Origin of the sequence: Streptococcus cristatus (assembly GCF_963529205.1) — a bacterium.
Lineage (GTDB): Bacteria > Bacillota > Bacilli > Lactobacillales > Streptococcaceae > Streptococcus > Streptococcus cristatus_O.
The window spans coordinates 1-17913 of record NZ_CAURYF010000017.1 but is presented as its reverse complement, the minus strand read 5'-3'; the positions used below and the strand labels follow the sequence as shown (position 1 = coordinate 17913).

Genomic DNA, 17913 nt, shown 5'->3' with positions numbered 1-17913 from the left:
ATTGATAGACTTGATTAAAACATTTTTGCCCAATGTCTATAAGATGGGCTGGGCTGGTCAGGCTGGCTGGGGAACAGCGATTTATCTGACCCTTTATATGACAATTATTTCCTTCCTGATCGGTGGGATTCTAGGTTTGATCGCTGGACTTTTCCTGGTATTGACAGCGCCAGGTGGTATTTTAGAAAATAAAACAGCCTTTTTCATCTTGGACAAGGTCACATCCATCTTTCGGGCAATTCCCTTTATCATTCTCCTAGCTTTGATCAATCCTTTCACACGGATGATTGTAGGGACAGGGATTGGACCAACAGCGGCTTTAGTACCGCTATCTTTGGCAGTCTTTCCTTTCTTTGCCCGTCAGGTGCAGGTGGTTCTATCAGAATTGGATCGCGGTGTGATTGAAGCAGCGCAGGCGGTTGGAGCTAACTCATGGGATATCATCGGCGTTTATCTGCGCGAAGGTTTGCCAGACTTGATTCGGGTGACAACAGTGACCCTAATCTCGCTAGTTGGTGAAACAGCCATGGCGGGAGCGATCGGTGCAGGTGGCCTTGGAAACGTAGCGATTGCCTATGGTTATCAGCGCTTCAACCAAGACGTGACCATTTTAGCAACTGTTTTGCTCTTACTTCTTATCTTCTTTATCCAGTTTTTGGGCGATTTCTTAACCAGAAAAATCAGTCATCGCTAGACGAGAGTGGGACAGAAATCGGTAATTCGTTAGAATTCGATTTCGTCGTCCCACCTCCGCACAGTTGAGTAGGGCTGTAAAAGCTGATGAAATCAGCGTAGTAGAGCCCACTCAACCACTGCGTCTTGCTCGACAATCCAAAGACAATTGAGAGGCTAGGACTTTTGTCCCAGCCTCCTTTTGTCGGCTATCATCCTTTGAAAAGTCTGAAAATTTAATTTACATTCTATTTTCATAATGCTATAATAAATAAAGATAAGTATGGAAAAATAGCATAACACATTACTTCTTGGCAGTGCTGGATTTTGCCCATGCCGAGGAAAGTTGCTTTAATAAACAATTAGTTTTCCTAGGAAGAAAGCTTATCAAGGATGCTAGATCTACAAACCTTGCTAGAACTTCCTCCTGTAGGAAGGATGGCAAAGCATGAAATGCGCATTTGCACATATCAAGGATATAGCTATCAATAGTTTTATGAAGTTATAGCTTCACAATTAGAAAGGATTCAATAATGACATCGTTAACACTTAAAGAGTTGAAATGGACGGGAGTCTTTGCTCTGCTCTACTTTCTCTGTGTCGGACTAGGAGTACTAGTAGGGCACTTTTTTGACAATGCTGGCAATATGCTCTATGCTCCAGTTTTTGCTGCAGTTTTTGGCGGAAGCGTTTATATGTTGCTGCAAAGCAAGATTAAAAAATTTGGAGCGATCAGCTTAGTAGGCCTAATAATGGGAGGCTTCTTCCTCCTGTCTGGTCATTTTATCATTGCTGGTCTACCAGGTTTGGTGTTCGGTCTCTTGGCGGACACGATTGCAGGCTTGGGCAAATACGAAAATAAATTCTTGAATCTGATTTCCTTTGTTTGTTTCTCTTTTGTCAATTCGGGGCCTATTATCCTCATGTGGCTAGCGCGTCAAGCTTATATTGATAGCTTGGTAGCGCGTGGTAAGACAGCAGAATACATCAATCGGATTTTGCTGCCGTTTGATTTTCCGACCATCGCTAGTTTTATCGTGATGGTAGTGGCAGGTGCTTTAATCGGTGGCCTGCTGGGTCAATATCTGGTAAAAAAGCGCAGTGTAAAAGCTGCCTCTCAGTCATAAAAAGTCAAGCCAGACGAAAGGTGGGACTTTCCTATCTTAGCCTACTCAAGGAATTGTTCTGGCATAAGTTTGATCCAGAAAAATGCCCTAGCTTGCATGCTATATCTTTGAGAAATAGACGGTTATAAAAAAATTCTATGCCTCCAGCTCTAGCGAAAAGAGCCTAATTTTGGTAAGATTAGAGGACTTGGAGAATATCAGGCTCAGGGCCTGGGAGGAATAAGATGAACAACATATTAGTGCTGCAGTCGGACTTCGGTCTGGTAGATGGAGCGGTGTCGGCTATGATTGGAGTGGCTTTGGAGGAATCACCAACGCTGAAAATCCATCATTTAACCCATGATATCACCCCTTACAATATTTTTGAGGGCAGTTATCGTCTCTTTCAGACAGTAGATTACTGGCCAGAGGGTACGACCTTTGTTTCGGTCGTGGATCCGGGAGTGGGTTCCAAGCGGAAAAGCGTGGTTGCTAAGACCAGCAAAAATCAATATATCGTGACACCTGATAATGGTACTCTGTCCTTTATCAAAAAGCATGTCGGTATCGTAGCTATTCGTGAGATTTCAGAAGTGGAAAATCGTCGCAAGAATACCGAGCATTCTTATACCTTCCACGGGCGAGATGTCTATGCCTACACAGGTGCCAAGCTGGCTAGCGGCCATATCAGTTTTGAGGAAGTTGGCCCAGAGTTGAGTGTCGAAGAAATTGTTGAAATCCCTGTTGTCGAAACAAGGCTGGCGGATAATTTTGTCAGCGGAGCTATTGATATTTTGGATGTTCGCTTTGGCTCGCTTTGGACTTCGATTACGCGCGAGGAGTTCTGTACCTTAGAGCCCAACTTTGGCGACCGCTTTGAAGTCACTATCTACAATAATGATATGTTGGTCTATCAAAACCAAGTGACCTATGGCAAGTCCTTTGCAGATGTCCGTATTGGTCAGCCGATTTTGTACATCAATTCCCTCTATCGAGTGGGCTTGGCTATTAACCAAGGTTCCTTTGCCAAGGCCTATAATGTTGGAGTTGGTGCTCAATGGCATATTGAGATTAAACGTATAGAAAATTAAAGGAGAAAAACATGAAAAAGAAATTGTTAGATACAAAGTTTACCATTAAAGAAGTCGTTGCAACGGGGATTGGAGCTGCACTTTTTGTAGTTATCGGAATGATTAGCATTCCAACACCTGTCCCAAATACCAGTATTCAGTTGCAATATGCGGTTCAGGCCCTCTTCAGTGTCGTTTTTGGTCCCTTTGTTGGCTTCCTGATGGGCTTGATTGGTCACGTTATCAAAGATGCTATGGCTGGCTACGGTCTCTGGTGGTCATGGATTATCGCTAGTGCCTTCTTTGGTTTCATTCTCGGTTTGTTTAAAAATCGCATTCGTGCAGCAGAAGGTATCTTTGAAGTGAAGGACATCGTCAACTTCAATATCTTCCAGCTTTTGGCCAATGCTTTTGTCTGGCTCTTGGTCGCTCCGATTGGTGATATCTTGATTTATAGCGAGCCGGTCAATAAGGTCTTTGTGCAAGGCTTTGTAGCAACTCTTTCCAATGGAGTGACAGTTGCCGTAGCAGGAACCTTGCTCTTACTAGCCTACGCTCGTACTCAGACTCGCTCAGGTAGCCTTAAGAAAGATTAATCAAACTAGATATTACAAGATTGGGAAAGTCCCAATCTTTTTTTGTACAAAATAAAAAACAAAATGTAATTTATATATTGCATTATTTAAAATATATTGTATAATGGATTTATGAAGACGAAAGGAGCGCAAATATGAATAAGAAAGGGAATAATCTGCTTACACTACTTATTTGTCTTGTATTGGCGATAGTTCTACTAGTTGTTGGCATGATTCAGAAAGATCAAACCTTTATCATAATCGCTTGTGCTAATGCCGCCCTTGGCTGTAGTTTCTACGCTATAGGCGGGCAAAAGAATGACGAAAAGGATGGTGACCATGGCAAAAAATCTTAAGCTCAAGATGGCACGGGTTGAGCATGACATGACTCAAGGTGACTTGGCAGATGCTATCGGAGTGACCCGCCAGACCATTGGCCTGATTGAGGCAGGCAAGTACAATCCCAGTCTTAGTCTATGCTTGGCCATTTGCAAATGCCTCAATAAAACGCTGGATCAGTTGTTTTGGGAAGAATAGGAAGAAAGTGAGAAAGAAAATGAAAGACAAACCACAAAAAGTCTATACAGATGAACGGACTGTACAGCTTGAGAGAAAATTAGGAAATGAAATAGCTTTTTTTGCGATTATCTTGCTCCTTATCTCTATTTTTATAAAAATCATGATTTGGCATGTACCAGTAGAAGGCTACTTACCAGAAATCTTGATTATTTTAGGGATGGAGCTATATGCAGGAATTCGGAGCTGGCAGTTGGGGCTTGATATCAGACGCTACAAGCCATCTATTGGGCATAGGAGTTTCAGAAGTCGTTTGGCCAATGGAGCTATCTTAGCGATTGTAATCGTGGCTGTTCAGATGTGGAGTGGAAATTCAGCTCTTCGACCATTCTTTCGCCATCATCCATTTTTACAATTTGTTTTTATTATTGCGCTGATACTGGTTCTCTCTAGTATTTTAGACAAGGGAGTCAATTATTTTTATCGGAAGAGACAGGTTTTATTAGACCAAGAACTAGAAAATGATGAGAATTAGAATCAATGAATCTTTAACTTATAAATAAGAAAGTGAGAAAGAAAATGAAGAAGCAGCCTGTTATAAAAGATGAACGAACAGAAAAATTGGACGGAAAAGTTGCAGGAGAACTAGTACTAGGAATGTTCCTTTTCTTGGCTATCTCTGTATTTTTCAAAGCCTATGTCCTCCATCTAAGCTTGCTGGCCTATCTGCCAGAGGGTATTCTGCTTACTCTAGTAGGTCTATATGCCTTGCTTCGTCGCATAAGCTTAGGCATTGATGTTGGTGATATGGTGAGAGAGGAAAAATGGCCAGAGCGTTTTGGCGGTGGAGTCGTCTTTGTTCTCATCCTTATAGGTATTGATTTCTTTGGTCAGCGAGAAAGTCTGGCTAGCATGTTCAGCATTTTGTATCTGCTCAAGCTGACTCTTGCAATGATACTGTTTGTGCTTGGAAGCTTGACCATGGACAAGATCAGTCTTTACCTAAACAGCAAAGGTCAGGCAAAGCTCGATCAGGAATTGGAGGATGAAGAATGACTTGGCGGAAACGATTGATCTGGGTTGGCTGCGCTTTTTTAGCCTTGGCCTTGTATATCCTCCCTATGCTGTTTCAGCAGCTAGCAATAACTTATCAATTTCCCAAACAGTGGACCCTTGGTCTTGGGCTTTTGATGATAATCCTCATTTTACTGGTCTTTGTCGCGGTAGCAAAGAAAACAGGAATCTTATCTCAGTATGGGAAAATTTTTCAAAAAGGAGATGGGAAGCGAATTGCTCTAGGCCTCTTTGGCATGTTGCTCATATCTGTCCTTGGGACGGTATTACTCCGGTGGCTGCATGGAGAAGCGACAACGGCTAATCAGGCATCTTTGATGGAGGAGTTCCGAAGAGGAGATATAGTTTTATTATCCATCATGCTTGGAATTTTAGCGCCTATCGCAGAAGAAATTATTTTCCGTGGCATCATTCCTCTAAAAATCTTTAAAGGCTATGAAAGCTGGGGCTATATCATAGGCGGACTGCTCTTTGCGCTTTTTCATGGCCCAACCAATATCATGTCTTTTGTGATTTATGGTGCTGCCTCTGTGATTTTGACCTTGCTGGCTTGTCAAACTCGGCGCTTGGAAGTCAGTATTGCAGTTCACATGATAAATAACGGACTTCCTGCCATTCTTATGTTGTTAATCCCTATTTTTGGAGTAGAAGTATAGGAGCTTGAAATGAAAATGAAACTCATCAAACGTCAAATCTTGGACGAACGCGAAGAACAACTGGTCAACAAGGCTGGTATGGAGAGTTTTAGTCTCATGCTATGTGGCAGTTTAGCTTTATATATGGGTTCTGTAGCTATGAATGGGGGAGTCGTTCACTATCAGCCCTTCTTGCTTTTGATTCTCATCACCAGTTTTTATTTCATGTGTCGCACTCAGTATCTGGGAGCCAATTATTACAATAGTTTCAGTCTGACTATCTGGGGTGTGCTGGCTGCGACAGGCTTTCTGACCCTTTTGATTGCCTGCCAGAATTTTCAGCTCAATCATGCTATTTATCATAATAGTATTTTTCACCCCATGTTCCTATTTGTTATTTTAATTACTTTTGTCATTCACTTTCCTTTTATGCTGCTGGTTAATATTCTCTTGGAGAGTCTCAGCAAGTGGCAGAAGAAGCGCTTTGAAAAGTATTTGGAAGAATTGGAGAAAGAGGGCTAAGTTGCTTTTCTGCATAGAGATTCCAGCTCTGCTATTTTCCAAACAAATCTTTTGCCCAGTTTTTTCAATCAGGTTATAATAAATAGATGAATTAAAAAATTCAGAAAATTTAAAGAGAAATGAGAGTTGAAATCTTATGGCAAAAGATATTCGCGTCCTACTTTACTACAAATATGTTCCAATTGAAAATGCTGAGAAATTTGCAGCTGATCATCTGGCCTTCTGTAAATCTATCGGTCTGAAAGGCCGTATCCTAGTAGCAGATGAGGGAATCAATGGAACGGTTTCTGGTGACTATGAAACCACTCAAAAATACATGGATTATGTGCACAGCCTTCCGGGCATGGAAGACCTTTGGTTCAAGATTGACGAAGAAAATGAGCAAGCCTTCAAGAAAATGTTTGTTCGCTACAAGAAAGAAATCGTGCACTTGGGCTTGGAAGACAATGATTTTGATAATGACATCAACCCGTTGGAGACGACAGGAGCTTACTTGTCTCCAAAAGAGTTCAAAGAAGCCCTTCTTGATGAAGACACTGTTGTCCTAGACACACGTAACGATTACGAGTACGACCTAGGACATTTCCGTGGAGCTATCCGTCCAGACATCCGCAACTTCCGTGAGTTGCCGCAATGGGTTCGTGATAACAAAGAGAAGTTCATGGACAAGCGCGTGGTTGTTTACTGTACTGGTGGTGTTCGCTGTGAGAAATTCTCAGGCTGGATGGTGCGTGAAGGCTACAAGGATGTCGGTCAATTGCATGGAGGAATCGCAACTTACGGCAAGGATCCTGAAGTTCAAGGTGAGCTTTGGGATGGCAAGATGTATGTCTTTGATGAGCGTATCTCCGTTGATATCAACCATGTCGATCCAGTCGTGATTGGGAAAGACTGGTTTGACGGTACTCCTTGTGAGCGCTATGTCAACTGTGGCAATCCAGAGTGTAACCGCCGCATCCTGACTTCAGAAGAAAATGAAGACAAGTACCTCCGTGGCTGTTCTCACGAATGCCGCGTTCACCCTCGTAACCGCTATGTTTCAGAAAATGAATTGACACAAGTAGAAGTGGTGGAGCGTTTGGCTGCGATTGGGGAGAGCTTGGAAACATTGGTAGCTCAGTAATTTAATCGTGAAGATAAAAAACTTTAGACGGATAGTGTCTAAAGTTTTTTCATTATTTATTTGCAGCTTAGCTTTTCTTTATTCAGGTTTCGATGTTTTGTCCCTTCTTTTTGATGTGATATAATGGGCTTAAATAAATGGGAAAGGAGCAAGTCTATGTCTAAAGCTATCATGGAAGAAGTGGCAGCCTATCTGCGTCAGCATTCAGATCAAGAGCTGAGTCTGACCGATTTGGCTCAGCATTTCCACTATAGCCCTTCCCATCTATCCAGAACTTTCAAGAAAAAGATGGGCTTTTCTATCAAGCAATATATGGAAGCTCTTAAGATGGAAAAAGGGATTCAGGAAATTGTGGAAAGACGGCAAAATGTGACCGAGACCTCTATGGAAGCTGGTTATGATAGTCTAGGCAGTTTTTCCAATACTTTTAAGCGGCATACTGGACTTTCGCCTAAAAAATATTATCAGGAATCAACCAAGGCTTATGATTTTATGGTCAAACAGCTGGATGAGAAGGGAGCTTTGTTGCATCAGGATCCCGACTGTAAAAGTGGCAATCGGTTGACTGTGGCGCTATCTTATCCTGAGGGGTATGAACCACGCATTAGCTGTGTCGGGCTTTTTAAAACCCGCATTCCCAAAGAAGAGCCGGTTATCGGAGTAGCACTAAGTCAGGAGAGCCGGTTTACTTTTGAAAATGTACCCGATGGTCACTACTATCTTTTGGCCTGTGAATTGCTGGAGGATTTACGCCTAACTAAAAACTATGTCTTGAAGCATAACTTTCGCTGGGGCAGCGATGAGCCTTTCGCTTTTTCAGGCGATAGCATCTATCAGGAGGAAATCAGCATGCGCAGGCCTTTGCCCAGCGATCCACCTATTACAGTTAATCTTCCAGTTTTAATCATGCGTTCCCTAGCCAAACAAGCGCAATTGAGAATAAGAAAAATTTTATCCTAATTGATAAACTGATGATAGAGATTTATTCTCAGCTATAAAAAATTGGAGGAACAATAATGAAATTAGACGTGTTTTTAAGTTTTAATGGTCAGGCCGAAGAAGCTTTTCGTTTTTATGCAGATCTTTTTCAGACAGAGATAAAGGGACTTGTACGAGCCAGTGAGATGATGGACCCAGCAAACCTTCCTGCAGAAAAACGGGATAAGCTTGCCTGGATTGCCTTAGATACGGAAAACTTAACCCTGAATGGTGAAGATGTAGGTGTTTTTAATGACCTATCTATTCCTAGCAATCATCAGCCTAATCAATGGTTGGTTCTGAGTCCAGATAGTAGAGAAGAAGCCGATGAATTCTTGACTAAGCTTACTGAAGGTGGACGGATTCTCTATACTCTAGAGAATCAAGCTTTTGCTAAGTTTTATGCCCGCTTGATTGACCGTTTTGGTATCGGCTGGGATGTGATGATGAAATAGGGGAGAGCGATGGCATATAGTAAATCTTTAGCTCAACAGATTCGTACCATTTTAGCTACTGAACTTTCTCCTCGTGTTTTTGAAGAAGATGTAGAAGAGAAGAAGATGTTTGGTGGTTTGGCTTTTATGGTCCGAGGTAAGATGACCGTGACTGTGAGTTCGAGAGGTCAAGAGCTTGTCATGGTCCGCATCGGTAAGGAAATGGAAAAGCAGGTCCTACCTAAAAATGGTACCAGTGTCACAGTGATGAAAGGCAGGCTTTATCGTGGTTATATTGATTTAGATGTCGAGGGACAAAAGGAACTGTCTTACTGGATCAAGCTAGCCTTGGCCTACAATCAGGAGCTGACGCAGCATGATAAAAAGTAAGAATTGCTCAGAATGAGTTTTGCTTTCTTAGAAATTCAAATATATTCTCAGAATCTGTATTGATGAAGCTTTCAGTCGGAAAGACTCTTCATGGATACAGTTTTTTCGTATTTTGTTGCACAGATTTTATGCCAATGCCAGAGTTCGTTTTGTAGAAGGAGCATGTTTTAGAAGTATGGGAGCAAAGGTGGTTTATAACCACACTGAGTTTGGATTTTAATTCTTTAGAACAGAAGTACTCAGCGTATATACACGTTGGTTTAGATAGAAATACTAGATAATTAAGCACCTACAAACTTTTCTGAAAAATTCTAGATGTGCACCGTAATTATTGGAATTCAGAAATTCAATTTTTTGAAACATGAAGACATTATATCTAAGGTGCTTGGTGGAAATCAGAGATTATGATTTAATAGTCAATATGATGAGTATCTCTTTTTTGTTTTGAAATGCGCTTGAACCCATCCTTGCTATAGAGCCTGCCTATATCCTTGGCTAGCTAGAAAATATGCTGGTGATAGTCAGTAGACTGCCTTTTTATGATACAATAGTAGGATAGAGTCAGTGGAGATTAACTGGCTATTTCATGCTAAAGAAAGGGACAAAACAAGTCGATGATTCTTGAAGAGTTTGATCAAAACCGTAAGGCCATCATCAATCCAGAGGATTTGATAGAGCCTATTGAAGGCTTTCCGCAGACGGCAGTGTCCTGCTTTGCTCGGGAGACCTTTGCCCGAATGTTGGCGGATTTTGACCATGAGTTGATTACGACGACGTCTATGGCTAACATTGAAATTCCTATCTATCGGATCTTTGCGGATGGGCAGGAGCTAGCTCTTTTCAATGCACCAGTTGGAGCTTCCGCTTGTGTGGCTATTCTGGAGGATTTGATTGCTTTTGGTATGAAGAAGCTGGTTCTCTTTGGGACTTGTGGTGTGCTGGACGAGGATATCAAAGCAACATCCGTCATTATTCCGACGGCAGCTTTGCGCGATGAGGGGACTAGTTATCATTACCAGCCGGCTAGTTCGGAGATAGCGGTCAATATCGGCTTGCAGGATTTTCTCTTGGACTTCCTTGAGCAGCGAGGGATTTCTCATAGCTTGGGCAAGGTTTGGACGACCGACGGTATTTTCCGAGAGACTGCGAACAAGCTACGCAGGCGAAAAGAGGCGGGAGCTATCTGTGTGGACATGGAGTGCTCGGCTGTAGCAGCTCTAGCGGCCTTTCGTGGCGTTCAAGTTTGCCAGTTCTTTTATGCGGCGGATCATCTGTCTGAGGAGGCTTGGGATATGCGCAATCTGGCTAATCATGCGGACTTAGACGAGAAAGATAAGGTGGCCAATCTGGCGATTCAGATCGCTCTGGCCTTATAGAAAAACATGAAAAAACCAATTATTCAATTTGAAGATTTTAGTTTTCAATACCAGGCTCAGTCGGAGCCGACTTTGAAGCATATCAATCTGACCATTTATGAAGGGGAAAAGGTGCTGCTTATTGGGCCGTCTGGCTCTGGTAAGTCAACCCTAGGTCAGTGCCTCAACGGTATTATTCCCAATATTTACAAGGGTCAGGCTAGTGGACAACTCTTGATTAAGGGGCAGCCAGCCTTTGATAGCAGCATTTATGACAAGTCAAATCTTGTCAGCACGGTCTTGCAGGACACGGATGGTCAGTTTATCGGGCTCAGCGTGGCAGAGGATCTGGCCTTTGCTCTGGAAAATGATATGGTGGACTTGCCTTTGATGCGGGAGAAAGTCATCCGTTGGGCGAAACAGCTAGACCTAGAGCAGCTTTTGAACCATCGTCCTCAAGACTTGTCTGGTGGACAGAAACAGCGGGTCAGTCTGGCGGGTGTCTTGATCGATGAGAGTCCAATTTTGCTGTTTGATGAGCCTTTGGCCAATCTCGATCCCAAGTCTGGTCAGGACACGATTGACTTGATTGATCAGATTCATAGAGAAGCTGCGACCACGACCATCATCATCGAGCATCGCTTGGAAGATGTGCTTTATCGACCTGTTGACCGAGTTGTCCTTGTCAATGATGGGGAAATCCTCTTTAACAGTGCGCCGGATGATCTGCTCAAGACGGACCTCTTAGCAGAAAATGGGATTCGAGAACCTCTCTATATCACAGCCTTGCGGCAGCTTGGTTTTGATGTGGCAAGTGCGGCTCATCTGGCTGATTTGACCAAGCTGGATCTAACAGGACTTTCGCAGAATCTGACCGAGCAAAAAGCAGAGCAGGTTGATAGTCGTCACGAAGCCCTTTTAGAACTCGACCATGTTTCCTTTGCCTATCAGAGCGATAGACCTATTTTGCGGGATATTAGTCTGAAGATTTTCAAGGGTGAGCGGATAGCCATCGTTGGGAAAAATGGAGCTGGCAAGTCTACGCTAGCCAAGGCTCTCTGTCGTTTTGTTGACACAGAGGGGGAGTATCGTTGGCAGGGACAGGATATCAAGGGAGACTCTATCAAGGAGCGAGCGGAGCGGATTGGCTATGTCCTGCAAAATCCCAATCAGATGATTTCGGCAGCCATGATTTTTGATGAAGTGGCCCTAGGCTTGCGCTTGCGCGGACTGGCAGAAGCGGAAATTGAAGAAAGGGTTCATGCTGTGCTCAAAACTTGTGGTCTCTATGAATTCCGCAGTTGGCCGATTTCAGCTCTGTCTTTTGGTCAGAAGAAGCGGGTGACCATTGCTTCTATATTGGTGTTAAATCCAGAGATTATCCTTTTGGATGAGCCAACAGCTGGTCAGGATCAGCGCCATTATACAGAAATGATGGACTTTCTCGATGAGCTAAACCAGCAGGGACACACGATTATTATGATTACCCATGATATGCAGCTCATGCTGGATTATTCTGATCGGGCCATCGTGGTGGTGGACGGCCAGATTTTAGCAGACCAGTCGCCTGCTCAGGTTCTGTCCGATCATGAGTTGATTGCAGCGGCCAATCTAAAGGAAACTTCAATTTTTAGTCTAGCTGAGAAGCTGGGAGTGGATCCGCTAGCTCTGACTCAATTTTACATGCGAAAAAAGGAGGAAAGTCATGTTTAATCAACAGAAATTGATTGGCTACCATGCCGGAAAGACTTTTCTCCATGCTCTTTCTGGTGCCAGCAAACTGATCTTTTTTATCCTGGTTTCGGTGGCGGCCATGATGAGCTACGATACGCGCTTCCTCCTTCTTGTGGCGCTAGCTTCTCTAATTTTATTTAGAGTGTCTGAGATTCGGCTGAAAGACATTTCTTTCGTTTTGGCTTTTGCGGGAACCTTTGCAGCACTGAATATTCTCATGGTCTATCTCTTTGCCCCGCAGTATGGGGTGGAGATTTATGGAGCAAAGAATCTGATCTGGACAGGCTGGGGAGCTTATAATCTCACGCTTCAGGAGCTCTTTTATCTCTTGAATCTTTTGCTCAAGTATTTCTCAACAATTCCCCTAGCGGTGATCTTTCTTATGACCACTCATCCCAGTCAATTTGCTTCCAGTCTGAATCAAATCGGTCTTTCTTATAAGATTGCTTATGCGGTCAGTCTGACCCTGCGTTATATTCCGGATTTACAGGAGGAATTTTACCTCATCAAGATGTCTCAAGAGGCGCGTGGGCAAGAATTATCCAAAAAGGCTCCCCTCAGCAAGCGGGTCAAGGGCAATCTGCAAATCGTCATTCCCCTGATTTTCAGCTCGCTCGAGCGAATCAATACTATCGCGACGGCCATGGAGCTGCGCCGCTTTGGGAAAAATAAAAAGCGGACCTGGTACACCCAGCAAGCCTTCGGAAAACTAGACAAACTTGTAATCATGGTATCCGTCCTTCTACTAGCCCTCAGCCTTCTTCTTTTCGTTGTCAATCAAGGACGGTTTTATAATCCTTGGGCCTAGGATCGAGGTGGAAAATTAGCCATGTTTGGATTGAGAGGATAATTGGTGCAAGAAAAAATAAATTTTAAATTTTATAAGGAATTACTTTTTCCTATTTTTTGTGGTCTAGGGGCTTTCGTTTTGCTCTTGGCTTTGTCACAGACAGATGAAGTCGGGGGGAGAATGACCCTGATTTTAATCATCTTGCTAATAGGGATGAGTGGTCTCTTTACTTGCCTTGCTATAGTCAATAGAGAAAAGAGTTTGCGACGCTGTCAAGAACTTTATTCTCACTTTCCAGAGCTTGAAAAGGAATTTCAACTGATTTATAGTGATTCTCGTTATGCGCGTGAAAGCTTATCTCTCTATCTTTATAAGGATGCCATCATACGGGTGGATGCTTATTTCCAATTTCTCATGCTTTCTGACTTAGCTGATGTGACCATTAAGATTGAGGAAGTGGAAGAAACAAAGTATGCAAAAGTTCATCACCTGTATCTGTATTACAATCCAATGAGTTCTAACAAAGATATTCGTCTGGCTTTTGGACCTTATACGGATCAAAAATATATTGACTTATTACAGTTTTTAGATGTGATAAATCAAGTTGCTCCTTGGATTCGAATCTATAATGAAGCTGTGGAAAAATAATATGGTTTAACAAACATAAAAAATCAGGCAATTTTTGCCTGATTTTTCTTTTTATAATGGTCTTTTATTTGGCATACCGGCCTTGCGGGGGTATTTGTTGGGCGTTTCTTTCTTCTTTTCAACCACTGTGATAAAGCGAGGGTCACCGTTTGGTAAAGCATAGCTGAGGTTGTCTTGGACCTTGCTAAAGAGTAAGTTGAGGGCATTTTTGGCTTCTTCCAGTTCTTCTGGAGCATTGGAAGCCTTGAGCGCTAGGAGCTTCCCGCCGACTTTCAGGTAGGGAATGGTCAGTTCAGATAGGACCTGCATCCGAGCAACTGCACGGGCGGTGACTAAGTCAAATTGAGCTCGAAAGGCCTTGTCCTGAGCAAAGTCTTCTGCGCGGCCGTGGTAGAAGTGAACCTTGTCCAACTCCAGCTCCTCTTCCAGCAGTTTGAGGAAGTTGATGCGTTTGTTGAGCGAATCAATGATAGTCACATCCAGCTGAGGACAGATGATTTTCATAGGGAGGCTAGGAAAGCCAGCGCCTGCTCCGATATCCAGCAGCTTAAGCTCTTGATTATCAATCAGGCCTTGCAAAACGGGTGCAATTGAATCATAGAAATGCTTGAGATAGACCTCATTTTTTTCTGTGATAGCTGTCAGATTGATTTTTTCATTCCATTCGACCAAGAGTTCAAAATAACGCTCAAACTGGTCTTTCTGGCGATCGGTCAGCTCGATTCCCTGCTGGCTTAATAGCTGGTAAAATTCTTGCGGTGTCATAGTTTCATCCTTGTTTGTCAGTATTCATTCTATTATATCATAAAACGGGGCAAGGTGCTTCTGACGATTGGTTTCTTGGGCCTCCAAGGGTTAGATACTGACTTACCTTGATTTTCAGAGTTTGTTTTCTAGAAAAGTGAAGAAGCTTTTTCTAGATTTCTGACTATTTTAGCGCTTGAATATTATTTTAAGATAAGCCTATTTTACTAGATGACATGTCAAGAAAGACAGGTTGAGCTTTTTTTGTTATAATAGGTGCAATCAAATCATAAGGAGTATCTTTATTATGTCCATGTTTTTAATTATTATTGCCGTTGTGGCAGTTGTAGCTATTTTCGTGATTTCTGTTTACAATGGTCTTGTTAAGAGCCGTATGCAAACTCAAGAGGCTTGGAGTCAGATTGATGTCCAGCTCAAGCGCCGAAATGACCTGATTCCCAACCTTTTGGAGACGGTTAAAGGTTATGGAAAATATGAGAAATCAACCTTGGAAAATGTTACTCGATTGCGTAACCAAGTAGCTGCTGCTTCATCACCTGCCCAAGCTATGGAGGCTAGTGATGCCCTGACTCGTTCGATTTCTGGTATCTTTGCGGTTGCTGAGAATTACCCAGATCTTAAGGCAAATACAAACTACTTGAAACTTCAGGAAGAGTTGACAAATACAGAAAATAAGATTGCTTATTCTCGTCAGCTTTACAATTCAGTAACCAGCAACTACAATGTCAAAATGGAAACTTTCCCAAGCAATGTTATTGCAGGTATGTTTGGCTTCAAAGCAGCAGACTTTTTGAAGACACCAGAGGAAGAAAAGGCTGTTCCTAAAGTGGATTTTAGCGATTTGGGGTAGGTGGCCACTATGTTGTTTGACCAAATTGCCAGCAATAAAAGGCGCACTTGGGTTCTCCTCGTCGCCTTCTTTGCTCTTTTAGCTTTGATTGGGGCAGCTGTCGGCTATCTTTGGCTCGATTCTCCCTTTGGTGGGATGGCCATTGCTTTCATCATCGGTGGTATTTATGCTGTCAGTATGATTTTTCAGTCCACAGAGATTGTCATGTCAATGAACGGTGCAAGGGAAGTTTCCGAGCAGGAAGCGCCTGAACTTTATCACGTTGTGCAGGATATGGCTATGGTGGCTCAGATTCCTATGCCTCGGGTCTACATCATAGAAGATGCTTCACCCAATGCCTTTGCGACTGGCTCAAAGCCTGAGAATGCGGCAGTGGCTGCCACAACTGGCTTGCTTGCCCTCATGAATCGTGAAGAGCTTGAAGGTGTAATGGGGCATGAAGTCAGTCATATTCGCAATTATGATATTCGCATTTCGACGATTGCAGTGGCACTTACAAGTGCTGTCACGATGCTGTCTAGCATGGCTGGGCGCATGATGTGGTTTGGCGGTGGTGGCCGTCGAAGAAACAATCGGGACAATGACAATGGCTTAGGAATTGTTTTGATGATAGTCTCTCTGCTGGCTCTTCTCTTGGCGCCGCTTGCTGCAACATTGGTGCAGTTGGCTATTTCCCGTCAACGTGAGTATCTGGCAGACGCTTCAAGTGTTGAGCTGACCCGCAATCCTAAGGGCATGATCAATGCCCTGCTGAAGTTAGACAATAGTCAACCTATGGAGCACCATGTAGATGACGCCAGTGCAGCCCTCTATATCAATGATCCTAAGAAGAAGGGTGGCTTGCAAAAGCTCTTTTATACTCACCCACCAATTTCCGATCGGATAGAAAGATTGAAAAATATGTAAGAGAGTGGGACAGAAATCGGTAATTCGTTAGAATTCGATTTCGTCGTCCCACCTCCGCACAGTTGAGTAGGGCTGTAAAAGCTGATGAAATCAGCGTAGTAGAGCCCACTCAACCACTGCGTCTTGTTTGACAATCCAAAGACAATTGAGAGACTAGGACTTTTGTCCCAGCCTCTTTTTTGTATGGAATTGCGACGGTTTTTACTCTAGTTGTTTTTGAGACTGAGTAGAAGGCAGACACCACCAAGCAGAGAGAAGACCAACCAAGCGCTTCCCATATTCCAAAGGCCGAGACTAGTGAAAAGCATGCTTCCTAGTGGAATGGAAAAGGTAAAGAGCATGGTAAGAAAGTTGGAGGTTTGGGCTAATACTTCTGGAGGAAGTTTACTCAGCAGCATGCTGTTGATTTTAGGATTGATTTTTCCAGAGATGTACATGAGAAAGGTAAGAAAGAAAATTCCCAAGAGAGCAGGAGCTTGGAGTAAATTGCTGAGTCCTAGGAGGAGCAGAGCTAGCGAGCACCAAACGACGAGTCGCATCAGAGAAAGCTTGGAAAAATAATCATTTGAGAAGGCACTGGCGGAGATAATCCCAATCACTGTGCAGGACTCGATGACTAGCAGAGACTGGCTGAGATTGAGCCCCCAAAACGGGTGGTCCAATAAGTAGAGATTGTAGAGTCCCATGATGGAGCCAGCCAGTGCATTTAAGAGGAGGACTTGAAGCAGCACTAGCAAGAAGTTTCCGATTTTTTCTTGTTCAAAAATCATTTGGACATTCTGGTAAAGGTCTTTCATTTGTTTTTTGAAAGGAAGTTTTTGCTCTGTAACAGCAGGAGCATCATGGGTGAGTTTTTGGCGAATCAGATAAAGAGTGCTTGAGGAGAGTAGGAAGCAGAGGGCATTGATGAGAGCGACCATAGCGAAATTCTGCTGGCTGATACTAAGTAACCAGACGCCCAAGGCTTGCCCAGCAAAATTTCCTAAAAAAGTAAGAAGTTGAGTGAAAGAGTAAGCTTCCATCAAATCTTTTTCTTCTATATTTTTTTGTAGGATAGGCATCTGTAGGCCACTACGATAGTCGCTGGTAATATCAGAAAAGATATTGAGAAAGCAGACGGTAGCAAAGGCGAGGTAGGAGGCAGACTTGGTCAGGAGGGCGACTAGGATGAAGAGGAAGGCCTGCAGGTAACCTAGATGAATAAGCCAGCGGGCCTTTTGAATGGTTTTGTCAGCTTTCATCCCGACAAAGACTGTGAAAAAGGTAGGAACAAGAACGATAAAATTGGCAATACCAACGGCAAACTTAGGTTGGGGCATGCTAGAAGCAAATACGATAAAAACGATATTATAGATAGAAGAGCCTAGGATATTAAAGATCCGTGAAAAACTGATAAAGGCAAATAGTCTATTTCGTAAAGCAAGTTTCATAATAAATCTCCTTGGGGACGAATCAATTTCGGAATGTGAAGGAATTCCAACTCGCAATGCATTGGTAGTTATGATTATAGCAAAATGTGGCATGTCCGCAAGGCCTTTTCGCTGACTGGTAGAAGCTCGTAGGCCAAGTGGTAAATATCTGAAAGTGACTTGCAAAAGCTATAAGGTGGCCTATCAAAAGCTGATATATTCTTTTGGATTTTTTTTTATACATGAATGTGATATAATAGATAGGATATGACAAAAGAATTTCATCACATTACCGTACTTCTTCATGAAACGATTGACCAGCTTGATGTTCAGCCAGATGGCATCTATGTTGATGCGACCT

Annotated in this window: 22 protein-coding genes and 2 pseudogenes; 22 read left to right on the top strand and 2 right to left on the bottom strand. The window is 43.0% G+C overall.

Annotated features, from left to right (window positions below; genetic code table 11):
- Window position 1: 1 nt before the first annotated feature.
- From RWS39_RS05120 to RWS39_RS05035, 19 genes and pseudogenes are all read left to right on the top strand, one after another.
- Entirely contained in the window at window positions 2-694 is a 693-nt protein-coding gene (locus RWS39_RS05120) for a methionine ABC transporter permease (RefSeq protein WP_005591809.1), read from the top strand.
- A gap of 511 nt (window positions 695-1205) precedes the next feature.
- Complete coding sequence (locus tag RWS39_RS05115; protein ID WP_314481165.1) at window positions 1206-1799, top strand: MptD family putative ECF transporter S component; 594 nt, start codon at window positions 1206-1208, stop codon at window positions 1797-1799.
- 224 nt (window positions 1800-2023) lie between these two features.
- A complete protein-coding gene (locus RWS39_RS05110) occupies window positions 2024-2869 on the top strand; it encodes an SAM hydrolase/SAM-dependent halogenase family protein (RefSeq protein WP_268731718.1) in 846 nt (281 codons plus the stop codon).
- A gap of 11 nt (window positions 2870-2880) precedes the next feature.
- Window positions 2881-3444 (top strand): ECF-type riboflavin transporter substrate-binding protein, encoded by a 564-nt coding sequence (locus tag RWS39_RS05105; RefSeq protein ID WP_045500779.1) that lies wholly within the window; start codon window positions 2881-2883, stop codon window positions 3442-3444.
- A 134-nt stretch (window positions 3445-3578) separates the two neighbouring features.
- The gene (locus RWS39_RS05100; protein ID WP_314481162.1) at window positions 3579-3779 is read left to right on the top strand and encodes a potassium transporter; all 201 of its coding nucleotides are present in this window, start codon (window positions 3579-3581) and stop codon (window positions 3777-3779) included.
- Window positions 3763-3960: a helix-turn-helix transcriptional regulator gene (locus RWS39_RS05095; protein WP_015605663.1), complete on the top strand. Its 198-nt coding sequence runs from the start codon at window positions 3763-3765 to the stop codon at window positions 3958-3960. The genes RWS39_RS05100 and RWS39_RS05095 overlap by 17 nt, the downstream gene beginning before the upstream one ends.
- A 19-nt stretch (window positions 3961-3979) precedes the next feature.
- On the top strand, window positions 3980-4474 hold the full coding sequence (locus RWS39_RS05090) for a DUF6773 family protein (protein WP_314481158.1): 495 nt from the start codon (window positions 3980-3982) through the stop codon (window positions 4472-4474).
- A 44-nt stretch (window positions 4475-4518) separates the two neighbouring features.
- Window positions 4519-4995, top strand: coding sequence for a DUF6773 family protein (locus RWS39_RS05085; protein ID WP_314481156.1), 477 nt, complete (start codon window positions 4519-4521; stop codon window positions 4993-4995).
- Complete coding sequence (locus RWS39_RS05080; protein WP_314481155.1) at window positions 4992-5669, top strand: CPBP family intramembrane glutamic endopeptidase; 678 nt, start codon at window positions 4992-4994, stop codon at window positions 5667-5669. Before RWS39_RS05085 ends, RWS39_RS05080 begins: the two co-directional genes overlap by 4 nt.
- A gap of 9 nt (window positions 5670-5678) precedes the next feature.
- Window positions 5679-6170, top strand: a complete 492-nt coding sequence (locus RWS39_RS05075) for a DUF6773 family protein (RefSeq protein ID WP_314481153.1) — start codon at window positions 5679-5681, stop codon at window positions 6168-6170.
- A 136-nt stretch (window positions 6171-6306) separates the two neighbouring features.
- Window positions 6307-7293: an oxygen-dependent tRNA uridine(34) hydroxylase TrhO gene (trhO, locus tag RWS39_RS05070; protein WP_314481151.1), complete on the top strand. Its 987-nt coding sequence runs from the start codon at window positions 6307-6309 to the stop codon at window positions 7291-7293.
- 156 nt (window positions 7294-7449) lie between these two features.
- Window positions 7450-8253 (top strand): helix-turn-helix transcriptional regulator, encoded by an 804-nt coding sequence (locus RWS39_RS05065; RefSeq protein WP_314481149.1) that lies wholly within the window; start codon window positions 7450-7452, stop codon window positions 8251-8253.
- Window positions 8254-8309: 56 nt separating this feature from the next.
- On the top strand, window positions 8310-8726 hold the full coding sequence (locus RWS39_RS05060) for a VOC family protein (RefSeq protein WP_125390212.1): 417 nt from the start codon (window positions 8310-8312) through the stop codon (window positions 8724-8726).
- 9 nt (window positions 8727-8735) lie between these two features.
- Entirely contained in the window at window positions 8736-9095 is a 360-nt protein-coding gene (locus tag RWS39_RS05055) for a TfoX/Sxy family protein (RefSeq protein ID WP_314481147.1), read from the top strand.
- A gap of 614 nt (window positions 9096-9709) precedes the next feature.
- Window positions 9710-10471 carry a nucleoside phosphorylase gene (locus tag RWS39_RS05050; protein WP_314481145.1) on the top strand — a complete coding sequence of 254 codons (762 nt, stop codon included), beginning with the start codon at window positions 9710-9712 and terminating at the stop codon, window positions 10469-10471.
- A gap of 6 nt (window positions 10472-10477) precedes the next feature.
- A pseudogene (locus tag RWS39_RS09565) lies at window positions 10478-11332 on the top strand (ATP-binding cassette domain-containing protein); the annotation flags it as partial.
- A gap of 27 nt (window positions 11333-11359) precedes the next feature.
- Window positions 11360-12163, top strand: a pseudogene (locus tag RWS39_RS09560) (energy-coupling factor ABC transporter ATP-binding protein); the annotation flags it as partial.
- The gene (locus RWS39_RS05040; RefSeq protein ID WP_314481141.1) at window positions 12156-12992 is read left to right on the top strand and encodes an energy-coupling factor transporter transmembrane component T family protein; all 837 of its coding nucleotides are present in this window, start codon (window positions 12156-12158) and stop codon (window positions 12990-12992) included. The pseudogene RWS39_RS09560 and the gene RWS39_RS05040, both read left to right, overlap by 8 nt.
- Before the next feature lie 162 nt (window positions 12993-13154).
- Window positions 13155-13622 (top strand): hypothetical protein, encoded by a 468-nt coding sequence (locus tag RWS39_RS05035; RefSeq protein WP_260471442.1) that lies wholly within the window; start codon window positions 13155-13157, stop codon window positions 13620-13622.
- Between the two features lie 51 nt (window positions 13623-13673).
- Here the strand turns inward: RWS39_RS05035 and rsmG are convergent, their stop codons facing one another.
- Entirely contained in the window at window positions 13674-14387 is a 714-nt protein-coding gene (gene rsmG, locus RWS39_RS05030) for a 16S rRNA (guanine(527)-N(7))-methyltransferase RsmG (protein ID WP_125383283.1), read from the bottom strand.
- A 292-nt stretch (window positions 14388-14679) separates the two neighbouring features.
- Between rsmG and RWS39_RS05025 the strand changes: the two genes are divergently transcribed.
- Together RWS39_RS05025 and htpX are read left to right on the top strand one after the other, a co-directional pair.
- Window positions 14680-15237: a LemA family protein gene (locus RWS39_RS05025; RefSeq protein ID WP_045500951.1), complete on the top strand. Its 558-nt coding sequence runs from the start codon at window positions 14680-14682 to the stop codon at window positions 15235-15237.
- 9 nt (window positions 15238-15246) lie between these two features.
- Complete coding sequence (gene htpX / locus RWS39_RS05020) at window positions 15247-16143, top strand: zinc metalloprotease HtpX (RefSeq protein ID WP_314481139.1); 897 nt, start codon at window positions 15247-15249, stop codon at window positions 16141-16143.
- Window positions 16144-16349: 206 nt separating this feature from the next.
- Here htpX and RWS39_RS05015 read toward each other — a convergent pair whose 3' ends face one another.
- Window positions 16350-17573, bottom strand: coding sequence for an MFS transporter (locus RWS39_RS05015; protein WP_314481137.1), 1224 nt, complete (start codon window positions 17571-17573; stop codon window positions 16350-16352).
- A 246-nt stretch (window positions 17574-17819) separates the two neighbouring features.
- On the opposite strand from RWS39_RS05015, the gene mraW reads away from it, so the two are divergent.
- The coding region (mraW, locus tag RWS39_RS05010) for a 16S rRNA (cytosine(1402)-N(4))-methyltransferase (protein WP_390896044.1) at window positions 17820-17913 on the top strand (94 nt) is incomplete at its 3' end.